The sequence below is a fragment of the Mycobacterium canetti CIPT 140010059 genome, from assembly GCF_000253375.1.
Classification (GTDB): Bacteria; Actinomycetota; Actinomycetes; order Mycobacteriales; family Mycobacteriaceae; genus Mycobacterium; species Mycobacterium tuberculosis.
In genome coordinates, this window is the sequence record NC_015848.1 from 902,332 (window position 1) to 914,054 (window position 11,723).

Below are 11,723 nucleotides of genomic sequence, written 5' to 3' on the forward strand. Positions count from 1 at the left end.
GGCGGTATGGCACTCAAGGTAGAGATGGTCACTTTCGACTGCAGCGACCCTGCGAAGCTTGCCGGCTGGTGGGCCGAGCAGTTCGATGGTACGACGCGTGAACTGCTGCCCGGCGAATTCGTCGTGGTCGCCCGGCCCGATGGACCGCGGTTGGGATTCCAGAAGGTGCCCGATCCCGCCCCTGGGAAAAACCGCGTGCACGTCGACTTCACGACCAAGGACCTGGATGCCGAGGTGTTGCGCCTGGTCGCCGCCGGAGCCAGCGAGGTCGGGCGGCATCAGGTCGGCGAGAGCTTTCGCTGGGTGGTGCTGGCTGACCCCGAAGGCAACGCTTTTTGCGTGGCGGGTCAATAACGAGGCGGTTCCTAGGGGCCGAAAAGCGGCCGGCAGCGGTCGAACCCGTCCACCCGAACCTCAACCGTGCGATGCCGCTGCCAATCGTCGCGGGTCAGCCGGAATAGCAGCGCCTCTGCCATAGCCCCTTCGCGTGCCACGCGATCCAGGCCGTTGTGGCGGTATCCGTTACGGCGGGATACCGCGATCGAGGCCGGGTTATCCACGAACGACCTCGACGTCGCGACCTGCGCCTCCAGCTCGGCAAACGCGAAATACAGTACAGCCGCCCGCATCTCGGTGCCGTAGCCGTGGCCTTGGTAACGCAACCCGAGCCATGATCCAGAATCCACCTGACGGGTGATGGGGAAATCCTTGGAGCTCAGGGCCTGTACGCCTACGGCCCTACCGTCGACGAGGACGGCCAGCGGCAGAGACCAGTCATCCCGCTTGAACCCGGCCAGTTGCTGCCATAGGTGCGACAGCGTGTTGAACGGCAGGTCCTCGCGCGATGCTCGCGTCCACGGAACCGAAAACGGCATTCGGTCGGGGTCGTGGACTCCCTCCAGGAGGGTGTCGATCAGCTGGTCGCACAACTCCTCGGTGGGCAGTTGCAACTGGAGCCGCGGCGTGGTGATGCGCAGGTCGAACAACGGCCAGTGACGAGACATGGTTCCATTTTGCGCACCACCATCCTGAGCGCCCGCCCGATGTCAGCCCGACGGCTGATGCCACCGGGGTTCTTGCGCGGGCATACCTACCCGTCGGCTTGTCCGTGTCAACGCGGCCGCAGCGCGATGGGGCCTAGACTGCCTCCGTGATGTCTCCGCTCGCCCGGACCCCGCGCAAAACGTCGGTGCTGGACACCGTCGAACACGCCGCGACCACACCCGACCAACCACAACCGTATGGTGAGCTGGGCCTCAAAGACGACGAATACCGGCGGATTCGCCAGATCCTGGGCCGCCGGCCCACCGACACCGAGCTGGCCATGTACTCGGTGATGTGGAGCGAACACTGCTCGTACAAGTCCTCCAAGGTGCACCTGCGCTACTTCGGTGAGACCACCTCCGACGAGATGCGCGCGGCCATGCTGGCCGGCATCGGCGAGAACGCCGGCGTCGTCGACATCGGCGACGGCTGGGCGGTCACCTTCAAGGTGGAGTCACACAACCACCCGTCCTACGTCGAGCCCTACCAGGGCGCGGCCACCGGGGTGGGCGGCATCGTCCGCGACATCATGGCCATGGGCGCCCGACCGGTCGCCGTGATGGACCAGCTACGGTTCGGCCCCGCCGACGCCCCCGATACCCGCCGCGTGCTCGACGGCGTGGTCCGCGGCATCGGCGGATACGGCAACTCCCTGGGCCTGCCCAACATCGGCGGAGAGACCGTCTTCGACCCGTGCTACGCCGGCAACCCCTTAGTGAACGCGTTGTGTGTCGGCGTATTACGGCAGGAGGACCTGCATCTGGCGTTCGCCTCCGGCGCCGGCAACAAGATCATCCTGTTTGGCGCGCGCACCGGGCTCGACGGTATCGGCGGGGTGTCGGTGCTGGCGTCGGACACCTTCGATGCCGAGGGATCCCGCAAGAAGCTGCCCTCGGTGCAGGTCGGCGACCCGTTCATGGAGAAGGTGCTCATCGAATGCTGTCTCGAACTCTACGCGGGCGGCCTGGTGATCGGCATCCAAGACCTAGGCGGAGCCGGATTATCGTGTGCCACATCGGAGTTAGCATCCGCCGGTGACGGCGGAATGACTATCCAGCTGGACAGCGTCCCGCTGCGGGCCAAGGAGATGACGCCCGCCGAGGTGCTCTGTAGCGAGTCGCAGGAGCGGATGTGCGCGGTGGTCTCCCCGAAGAACGTCGACGCATTCCTAGCGGTGTGCCGCAAGTGGGAGGTGCTGGCGGCGGTGATCGGTGAGGTCACCGACGGCGACCGGCTGCAGATCACCTGGCACGGCGAGACGGTGGTCGACGTGCCGCCGCGCAGCGTGGCTCACGAAGGCCCGGTGTATCAGCGCCCGGTCGCCCGCCCCGACTCGCAGGACGCGCTGAACGCCGACCGCTCGGCCAAGCTGGCGCGGCCGGTCACCGGTGACGAGCTGCGCGCGACGTTGCTTGCGCTGCTGGGCAGCCCGCACCTGTGCAGCCGCGCGTTCATCACCGAGCAGTACGACCGCTATGTGCGCGGCAACACGGTGCTCGCCGAGCACGCCGACGGCGGCATGCTGCGCGTCGACGAGTCGACCGGCCGGGGCATCGCGGTATCGACCGACGCGTCGGGACGCTACACGCTGCTGGATCCCTACGCTGGCGCGCAACTCGCGTTGGCCGAGGCGTACCGCAACGTCGCCGTCACCGGCGCCACCCCGGTCGCGGTGACCAACTGCCTGAACTTCGGTTCCCCCGAGGACCCCGGCGTGATGTGGCAGTTCGCGCAGGCGGTCCGCGGTCTGGCCGATGGCTGTGCGGCCCTGGGCATTCCGGTGACCGGTGGCAACGTGAGTTTTTACAACCAAACCGGTTCGGCGGCCATCCTGCCCACGCCGGTGGTCGGGGTGCTCGGCGTCATCGACGATGTGCGTCGGCGCATCCCCACCGGCCTGGGCGCCGAGCCCGGGGAAACGTTGATGCTGTTGGGCGACACCCGCGACGAGTTCGACGGTTCCGTGTGGGCGCAGGTGACCGCAGACCACCTGGGTGGGCTGCCGCCGGTGGTCGATCTGGCGCGGGAGAAGCTGTTGGCCGCGGTGCTGAGCTCGGCGTCGCGGGACGGGCTGGTGTCTGCGGCGCACGATTTGTCCGAGGGTGGGCTGGCCCAGGCCATCGTGGAATCGGCGTTAGCGGGTGAAACCGGTTGCCGCATAGTGCTTCCCGAAGGGGCTGACCCGTTTGTGCTGCTGTTCTCCGAGTCGGCGGGTCGGGTGCTGGTCGCGGTGCCACGCACCGAGGAGAGCCGGTTTCGCGGGATGTGTGAGGCGCGGGGACTGCCCGCGGTCCGCATCGGTGTCGTCGATCAAGGTTCGGACGCGGTTGAGGTGCAGGGCTTGTTCACAGTGTCGTTGGCCGAACTGCGTGCGACATCCGAGGCGGTGTTGCCGCGCTACTTCGGATGAGTCGGCTTCGCGCCCTGTCTTTGGCCGCCGGCCTGGTTGGCTGGAGTCTGGTCGGCCCGCGGCTGCCGGCGCCGTGGCGGATTCCGTTGCAGGCGGGGCTGGGGAGCGTGTTGGTGCTGGTTACTCGTGCGACGATGGGCCTTTGGCCGCCGCGGCTGTGGGCCGGGCTGCGGCTGGGCTCGGCCGCGGGGGCGGCGGCGGCGACCGCGATCGCGGCAACGACACCGGTGCCGATGGTGCGGTTGTCGATGTCGGCTCGTGAGTTGCCGGCGTCGGTGCCGGTCTGGCTGGTATGGCACATACCTGGCGGCACGGTGTGGGCCGAGGAGGCCGCGTTTCGCGGGGCGCTGTCCACTATCGGTGCCCGGGCCTTCGGTCGGTCGGGTGGACGGATACTGCAGGCCGGCGCCTTTGGTTTGTCTCACATCGCCGACGCGCGCGCGACGGGCGAGCCGGTGGTGCTCACGGTGTTGGCCACCGGTATCGCCGGCTGGATGTTCGGTTGGCTGGCCGACCGGTCCGGCAGTCTGGCAGCACCGCTGCTGACGCACTTGGCCATCAACGAGGCCGGTGCGGTCGCCGCCGTGCTGGTCCAGCGGCGTTCTGGTATCTCGACCCGGCTGTGATCGCGGGATCGGGCCCCTGGTGATCGTGGAACGGCTCACAACAGCGCGGATCTGGTCGGCGGCGCCGCTATACTGATTGGTCACTGTCTAACCAATCAATGGAGAGGGTTGGCACCTCAGGTGCATAGACTTAGGGCCGCGGAGCATCCGCGGCCGGATTACGTTCTCTTACATATCAGCGACACTCATCTCATCGGGGGGGATCGTCGGCTCTACGGGGCGGTGGACGCCGACGACCGGCTGGGCGAACTGCTCGAACAGTTGAACCAGTCCGGCCTACGCCCCGATGCGATCGTCTTCACCGGCGATTTGGCCGACCAAGGCGAACCGGCGGCATACCGCAAGCTCCGAGGCCTGGTAGAGCCGTTCGCGGCGCAGTTGGGCGCCGAACTCGTCTGGGTGATGGGTAACCACGACGACCGGGCCGAACTACGCAAATTCTTGCTGGACGAAGCGCCATCGATGGCGCCGCTGGACCGGGTGTGCATGATCGACGGTCTGCGCATCATCGTGTTGGATACCTCGGTGCCCGGACATCATCACGGCGAAATCCGCGCGTCCCAATTGGGTTGGCTTGCTGAAGAGTTGGCCACGCCAGCGCCGGACGGCACCATTTTGGCGTTGCATCATCCGCCGATTCCGAGTGTCTTGGATATGGCCGTCACGGTGGAGCTGCGCGACCAGGCTGCGCTTGGGCGAGTGCTGCGGGGCACTGACGTTCGCGCCATTTTGGCCGGGCACCTGCACTACTCGACGAATGCCACCTTCGTCGGGATCCCAGTGTCGGTTGCCTCGGCGACCTGCTACACCCAGGACCTGACCGTCGCTGCTGGAGGAACGCGTGGCAGAGACGGCGCCCAAGGTTGCAACCTGGTGCACGTCTATCCGGACACCGTCGTGCACTCGGTGATTCCGCTGGGCGGCGGAGAAACGGTCGGCACCTTTGTCTCACCCGGGCAGGCGCGACGCAAAATCGCCGAGAGCGGCATTTTCATCGAACCGTCGCGTCGCGATTCGCTATTCAAGCACCCTCCGATGGTGCTGACGTCCTCGGCACCGCGAAGTCCCGTCGACTGACGTCCGCGGCGATCTTCTCCCAGGGAGCCGGTATCGGGAAATAGCGCTCCAGGAAACTGACGACTCGTTCTGCGCGCTGCGCTGCGGGGACTTCAGGAAAGCTACCGTCGTTGAGGCAGAAGAAATCGTATCCGCGGTGCTTCCGCAACTTAGGAAGTAGCCGAAGACCCGCATAGCTGGTGGTGTCGACATAGAGGACTTTAGCCTTTTCCTGCGGGACGGCGCGTCCGGTCATCAGCGCGTAATAGTGGTAGAACGAGTTGGTCACCGAGATGTCGGTGCCGGAGCGGAACGGGCTGGCCGCAGTGCGGGCGAATTCCTCCGGGAATTCCCGCTCCATCTCGATCAGCACACTCTTGCGCAACGGTACCGCGGTGTGCTCGAGATGACGGGTAATCACCTGCCCGAACCGGTCGAAGAGCAGCTGCCGGTTCACCCGGGCCGCGTTTTCAAAGCCACTACGCGCTGGGTTGTTGGCGCCGAGCCCGATCCGGGTCTTGGCTTCGATGAACCTGGTGACTCCACCGGGAGAGAAGAACATGCTGGCCTTGAGCGGCCGGCCGAAGAACATGTCGTCGTTGGAGTACAAGAAGTGCTCGCTGAGCCCCGGGATGTGGTGCAGCTGGCTCTCCACCGCATGCGAGTTATAGGTCGGCAACGCGGAACGGTCGGAAAAGTGGTCCTCGGCGCGAACGATGGTGATTTTGGGATGTTCGGCCAACCATGGCGGCGGGGTTGAATCCGTCGCGATGAAGATGCGACGTATCCACGGAGCAAACATGTTCACCGACCGCAGCGCGTATTTCAACTCGTCGATTTGGCGGATCCGCGCTTCGGCGTCGTCGCCCTCGCCCACCACGTACTGCGACATTTGAGCCATGCGGCGCGCCCGGAACTCGGGGTCAGTGCCGTCCACCCAGGAGAACACCATGTCAATGTCGAACACGACGTCGCTGGCGTGCGGGGCAAACATCCCGTCAAGGGTCGGCCATTTGTACCCGTAGAGTTTGACATTTGTCGGCGTTATTTCGTTTCGGGGCAGCACTTTGCGGCTAAGCGAGTTTTCGACAGGGCAGCGGATCACCGTCTCCTCGTATACCCAGAATTGCAGTTCCACACCGAACGCCGGGCCGTAGCGAAATCCGCCCGGCGCAATCCGGCGTCGATACAACCGCACGACACGCGGGTCAACCAGCCGCGACAGCCCGTCGGTGGCGACCAAAACAGGAGAAAGGCCAGGCTCATCAATAGTTTTGGCGTACATCGGTTCGGTTGCACATGCGGCCGCAAGAGCGCGCTCGAGGCCAGCACGTAGTTCGATGTTGATGGCAAGCACCGGCCGGTTCTTGTGGTTTCGGATCAGTAGATAGGGAATATCAGCCCTGTTTAACACCTTTCGCAGAAAGACCAGATCTTCGATCTGGGCCTCCTGGGGGGTCAGGCCGGATTCCAGGCGGGCGATCTTGCCGCGCCGGGTAACGATGATGGGATTCACGGTGCGCTGAGCGGTCCGACCGCCGTCGCGCGAAGAGATTTTGGGCATCGGGTCACCGCCTTGGGAACTCAGGGAGAAATGATTAGGTCACCGAAAGAATCTCACAGATCGCGGGTCGGCGCAGGTTGACCGCGCGCCGGCGCGGGGTCCATACAGAATTGTGCGGTCAAGGCGATAACTCTTGCAAGACAGCAGATCTAGCGATCTAAGGACATCGGCTGGAAAGCTGGTTGTTGTGGCCGCGCCATGTCAAGTTCAGTTCGGAACTGGGTTCGCATACCACCCGATCCCGGTCTCAGCAGCGGCGCCTGGCCGCCGTCTGGATGGATCCACCGATTCTTGAGACCCTAAGGTATGAGCGCTCGTGATCGAGCCGATCCGGCGAAGACTCGGCAGGTCGTGTTGGCCCTCGCGGACTGGTTGCGCGACGAAACGCTGCCAGCACCCGACACGGACGTGTTGGCGGCGGCGGTTCGGCTTACGGCGCGCACGCTCGCTGCGCTGGCCCCCGGCGCCAGCGTCGAAGTCCGGATCCCACCGTTTGCTGCGGTGCAGTGCATTTCTGGGCCCCGGCACACTCGCGGCACACCCCCCAACGTCGTGCAGACCGACCCACGGACCTGGCTCCTGGTGGCTACCGGGCTGTCGGGGGTGGCGCAGGCCCGGGCCAGCGGCGCGCTGCAGCTCTCCGGCTCGCGGGCCGGTGAGATCGAGGCCTGGTTGCCACTGGTGGATCTCGGCTGATTCCGGCGTGCTGAGCTGCGGCTATGGTGTGTGAGGGTGGTGCCGGGGTGCCCGACACGCAAGCCGAATTCGGCGGTGCAGACGTCGTGGCCGTAGACTCGGATTACGTCACCGACCGCGCCCCAGGGAGCCGCCAAACCGTGACCGGCCAGCAACCCGAGCAAGACCTGAACTCGCCCCGGGAAGAGTGTGGTGTCTTCGGGGTTTGGGCCCCGGGCGAAGACGTCGCCAAACTCACCTACTACGGCCTGTACGCGTTGCAGCATCGCGGCCAGGAAGCCGCCGGGATCGCCGTCGCCGACGGCTCCCAGGTGCTGGTCTTCAAAGACCTCGGCCTGGTCAGCCAGGTGTTCGACGAGCAGACGTTGGCGGCCATGCAGGGCCATGTCGCCATCGGGCACTGTCGTTACTCCACCACCGGGGACACGACGTGGGAGAACGCCCAGCCCGTGTTCCGCAACACCGCCGCTGGCACCGGTGTTGCGTTGGGGCACAACGGAAATCTGGTCAATGCCGCTGCCCTTGCCGCCCGCGCCCGCGACGCGGGGTTGATCGCCACCCGCTGCCCAGCCCCGGCGACGACGGACTCCGACATTCTGGGGGCGCTGCTGGCCCACGGTGCGGCCGATTCCACCCTCGAACAGGCGGCGCTGGACCTGCTGCCCACAGTGCGGGGAGCGTTCTGTCTGACGTTCATGGACGAAAACACGCTTTATGCGTGCCGCGACCCGTACGGGGTGCGCCCGCTATCGCTCGGACGTTTGGACCGTGGCTGGGTGGTGGCCTCCGAAACGGCCGCACTCGACATCGTCGGCGCCTCGTTCGTCCGTGATATCGAACCGGGCGAATTGCTGGCTATCGACGCCGACGGGGTGCGGTCCACCCGCTTTGCCAACCCCACGCCCAAGGGCTGCGTCTTCGAATACGTCTACCTGGCGCGGCCGGACAGCACGATCGCCGGCCGGTCGGTACACGCCGCGCGGGTGGAGATCGGTCGCCGACTGGCTCGGGAATGCCCGGTCGAGGCCGACTTGGTGATCGGTGTGCCGGAATCCGGCACACCCGCCGCGGTCGGCTACGCGCAGGAGTCCGGCGTTCCATATGGGCAGGGTTTGATGAAGAACGCCTATGTCGGGCGCACCTTCATCCAGCCGTCACAGACCATCCGTCAGCTCGGCATCCGGCTGAAGCTCAACCCGCTCAAAGAGGTGATCCGCGGCAAGCGGCTCATCGTCGTCGACGACTCGATCGTGCGGGGCAACACCCAGCGTGCGCTGGTACGCATGCTGCGCGAGGCCGGTGCGGTCGAATTGCATGTGCGCATCGCCTCGCCACCGGTGAAGTGGCCGTGCTTCTACGGTATCGACTTCCCCTCGCCGGCCGAGTTGATCGCCAACGCCGTGGAAAACGAGGACGAGATGCTGGAGGCGGTACGGCATGCCATCGGGGCCGACACGCTGGGATACATCTCGCTGCGGGGCATGGTCGCGGCGTCCGAGCAGCCCACGTCGCGGCTGTGCACCGCATGCTTCGACGGCAAGTATCCAATAGAGCTGCCCCGCGAGACCGCGCTAGGCAAAAACGTCATCGAGCACATGCTCGCCAATGCGGCTCGCGGAGCCGCGCTGGGCGAACTCGCCGCCGACGACGAAGTCCCCGTTGGGCGCTGACAAAACGCACGCGCGGTAGCCTTTATCGCGATGACGGATCTCGCAAAAGGCCCCGGAAAAGACCCGGGTAGTCGGGGTATCACCTACGCGTCGGCCGGGGTCGACATCGAAGCCGGTGACCGCGCCATCGACCTGTTCAAGCCGCTCGCTTCGAAGGCCACCAGACCCGAAGTGCGCGGCGGGCTGGGGGGATTCGCCGGACTGTTCACTCTCCGCGGCGACTACCGCGAACCGGTGCTGGCGGCCTCAAGCGACGGCGTCGGCACCAAACTCGCGATCGCTCAGGCGATGGATAAGCACGACACGGTGGGCCTGGACCTGGTGGCGATGGTGGTCGATGACTTGGTGGTCTGCGGCGCCGAGCCGCTGTTCCTGTTGGATTACATCGCCGTCGGCCGGATCGTGCCGGAGCGACTCAGCGCGATCGTCGCCGGTATCGCCGATGGGTGCATGCGTGCCGGCTGTGCGCTGCTTGGCGGCGAGACCGCAGAACATCCGGGCCTGATCGAGCCCGATCACTACGATATCTCTGCCACCGGCGTCGGCGTCGTCGAGGCGGACAATGTGCTGGGTCCCGACCGGGTCAAACCCGGCGACGTCATCATCGCGATGGGCTCGTCGGGTCTGCATTCCAATGGGTACTCGCTGGTCCGCAAGGTGTTGCTGGAGATCGACCGGATGAATCTGGCCGGTTATGTGGAGGAGTTCGGTCGCACCTTGGGCGAAGAGTTACTGGAGCCGACTCGCATCTACGCCAAAGACTGTTTGGCCTTGGCCGCCGAAACCCGTGTCCGGACGTTTTGCCACGTCACCGGCGGCGGGCTCGCCGGCAACCTGCAACGGGTCATCCCGCATGGCCTCATCGCCGAGGTCGACCGCGGCACCTGGACACCCGCGCCGGTGTTCACCATGATTGCCCAGCGCGGCCGGGTCAGGCGCACAGAGATGGAGAAGACGTTCAACATGGGTGTCGGCATGATCGCCGTCGTCGCCCCCGAAGACACGACGCGCGCCCTGGCCGTCCTGACCGCGCGGCACCTGGACTGCTGGGTATTGGGAACCGTCTGCAAAGGCGGAAAACAAGGCCCGCGGGCAAAACTGGTTGGGCAGCACCCGAGATTCTAAGAACCAGACCTAACCGGGTCTAATGAGGTCAACGCCGCGCCGATGGGAACCGAATCGGCACCGTGCGGGGGGCAGCTCCGTGGTGCTAGCGACGCCAGTCGTCCTCGTCGTTCCACGAGTCGTCGTCCGACGGGCCGTCGCCGTCCAGTCGGTCGGATTCACCGGTACCGGTACCTGACAGCTCACGCTGAAGCCGCTGGAAGTCGGTCTGCGGGGAGCTGTATTTCAATTCTCGAGCAACCTTGGTCTGCTTTGCCTTAGCCCGGCCGCGGCCCATGGGGGAACCCCCTCGCGAAATAACGGAGCGGCCTAACGAGTAGGCGGCTCCGATCTCTGGTGTCGTTTATTGTCCTGCCGACAGTTTACCGTGCCGCCCGGTCGGGCGCGGGGCGGCCTGCCCGCCGCTACGGAGGGCACGGGTAATCACCGAATACCGCCGCGCAGCCGCTCGACGGCCCGCCGTCCGGCGCCCACATCGTCGGCGGGCGGCAGCGAGTCGACGTCGATCACCGCGGCAACCTCGGCTTCCGGACCGGTTACCAGCGCGGTGTCGCCCGGCAGACCCCGTTTGAGCAGGGCCAGTGCCACCGGCCCTAGCTCTACGTGCTCGACCACCGTTCCCAGTCGTCCCACCGTGCGACCGCCGGCCAGCACCGCATCGCCCGTCGACGGCCGCTGCACTGACCCGTCCAGATGCAACAACACCAGCATCCGGGGTGGTCTACCCAGGTTGTGCACCCGTGCGACGGTCTCTTGCCCTCGGTAACAGCCCTTGTTCAGGTGGACGGCTCCGGCGCCGGGGCCACCGATCCAACCCACTTCGTGAGGGATGGTGCGTTCATCGGTGTCAACGCCCAGCCGCGGGCGCCTAGCCGGCACCCGGTGAGCCACTCGATGGGCTTCATAGGCCCAGATGCCGGCCGGGCGCACACCCGCCTGAGTCAGGCGACGCTGCCAGTCGGCACGATCGCCGCGCTTCACCACCACGTCCAGTTCGATTTGGCCCGCTAGGCCGTCGGGCATCCGGCGGACAATCCCGCCGCCGGCAAGCGGCACGGCCAGCCACTCAGCGGGCAAGACATCCAGACCCAGCGCGTCGAGCACTCGTTGCTCAGCCAGTCGCGGCCCCAATAGCGACAACACCGCCATATCAGCGGCACGAGGAGTGACCATCGACCAAAAAACCATCTTGCGCAAATAGGCCAGCAGCGGTTCACCCCGCCACGGCTCGGTATCGAGATAGGTCGTGCCACCCAGCTCGGTCTGTATCCAGTGGTCCTCAACTCGACCTTGTCCGTCCAGGCTGAGATTTTGGGTGCTGGCGCCCTCAGGCAGGTCGCTGACGTGTTGCGTGGAGATGCTGTGCAGCCAGGTTTGCCGATCGCCACCGTCGAGGGTGAGCACGGCGCGGTGCGAGCGATCCACCAGCACGGCATCGGCTTGCCCCGCGCGTTGCTCGCCCAGCGGGTCGCCGTAATGCCAGATCGCACCCGCGTCGGGTCCGGGGTCTGGGGCAGGGACTGCGGCCACAC

At 66.0% G+C, this 11,723-nt stretch carries 11 protein-coding genes; 7 read left to right on the top strand and 4 right to left on the bottom strand.

From position 1 onward, the window contains the following. The first annotated feature begins 6 nt into the window (after window positions 1-6). Window positions 7-354, top strand: a complete 348-nt coding sequence (locus MCAN_RS04180) for a VOC family protein (protein ID WP_014000430.1) — start codon at window positions 7-9, stop codon at window positions 352-354. 11 nt (window positions 355-365) lie between these two features. Here the strand turns inward: MCAN_RS04180 and MCAN_RS04185 are convergent, their stop codons facing one another. Beyond that, a complete protein-coding gene (locus MCAN_RS04185) occupies window positions 366-1,004 on the bottom strand; it encodes an acetyl-/succinyl-CoA transferase (RefSeq protein ID WP_041180028.1) in 639 nt (212 codons plus the stop codon). A gap of 185 nt (window positions 1,005-1,189) precedes the next feature. Here MCAN_RS04185 and purL point away from each other — a divergent pair, with 185 nt between their 5' ends. From purL to cpdA, 3 genes are all read left to right on the top strand, one after another. Continuing rightward, window positions 1,190-3,454: a phosphoribosylformylglycinamidine synthase subunit PurL gene (purL, locus tag MCAN_RS04190; RefSeq protein WP_014000431.1), complete on the top strand. Its 2,265-nt coding sequence runs from the start codon at window positions 1,190-1,192 to the stop codon at window positions 3,452-3,454. Beyond that, complete coding sequence (locus tag MCAN_RS04195) at window positions 3,451-4,080, top strand: Rv0804 family intramembrane glutamic endopeptidase (protein ID WP_014000432.1); 630 nt, start codon at window positions 3,451-3,453, stop codon at window positions 4,078-4,080. Before purL ends, MCAN_RS04195 begins: the two co-directional genes overlap by 4 nt. A gap of 120 nt (window positions 4,081-4,200) precedes the next feature. Further along, on the top strand, window positions 4,201-5,157 hold the full coding sequence (gene cpdA / locus MCAN_RS04200; RefSeq protein WP_014000433.1) for a 3',5'-cyclic adenosine monophosphate phosphodiesterase CpdA: 957 nt from the start codon (window positions 4,201-4,203) through the stop codon (window positions 5,155-5,157). Here the strand turns inward: cpdA and MCAN_RS04205 are convergent. Continuing rightward, window positions 5,102-6,700: a stealth family protein gene (locus MCAN_RS04205; RefSeq protein ID WP_014000434.1), complete on the bottom strand. Its 1,599-nt coding sequence runs from the start codon at window positions 6,698-6,700 to the stop codon at window positions 5,102-5,104. The two genes, cpdA and MCAN_RS04205, sit on opposite strands and share 56 nt — an antisense overlap. A gap of 306 nt (window positions 6,701-7,006) precedes the next feature. Between MCAN_RS04205 and MCAN_RS04210 the strand changes: the two genes are divergently transcribed. The 3 genes from MCAN_RS04210 to purM all read left to right on the top strand — a co-directional run bounded on the left by MCAN_RS04210 (window position 7,007) and on the right by purM (window position 10,191). Continuing rightward, window positions 7,007-7,396 (top strand): sterol carrier family protein, encoded by a 390-nt coding sequence (locus tag MCAN_RS04210; protein ID WP_014000435.1) that lies wholly within the window; start codon window positions 7,007-7,009, stop codon window positions 7,394-7,396. A gap of 140 nt (window positions 7,397-7,536) precedes the next feature. Then, complete coding sequence (gene purF / locus MCAN_RS04215) at window positions 7,537-9,066, top strand: amidophosphoribosyltransferase (RefSeq protein ID WP_003911290.1); 1,530 nt, start codon at window positions 7,537-7,539, stop codon at window positions 9,064-9,066. Between the two features lie 30 nt (window positions 9,067-9,096). Next, window positions 9,097-10,191: a phosphoribosylformylglycinamidine cyclo-ligase gene (gene purM, locus MCAN_RS04220; protein WP_014000437.1), complete on the top strand. Its 1,095-nt coding sequence runs from the start codon at window positions 9,097-9,099 to the stop codon at window positions 10,189-10,191. Window positions 10,192-10,276: 85 nt separating this feature from the next. Here the strand turns inward: purM and MCAN_RS04225 are convergent, their stop codons facing one another. Together MCAN_RS04225 and ygfZ are read right to left on the bottom strand one after the other, a co-directional pair. Then, window positions 10,277-10,468 (bottom strand): DUF3073 domain-containing protein, encoded by a 192-nt coding sequence (locus MCAN_RS04225; RefSeq protein WP_014000438.1) that lies wholly within the window; start codon window positions 10,466-10,468, stop codon window positions 10,277-10,279. 146 nt (window positions 10,469-10,614) lie between these two features. Next, window positions 10,615-11,721, bottom strand: a complete 1,107-nt coding sequence (ygfZ, locus tag MCAN_RS04230) for a CAF17-like 4Fe-4S cluster assembly/insertion protein YgfZ (RefSeq protein ID WP_014000439.1) — start codon at window positions 11,719-11,721, stop codon at window positions 10,615-10,617. Window positions 11,722-11,723 lie beyond the last annotated feature (2 nt).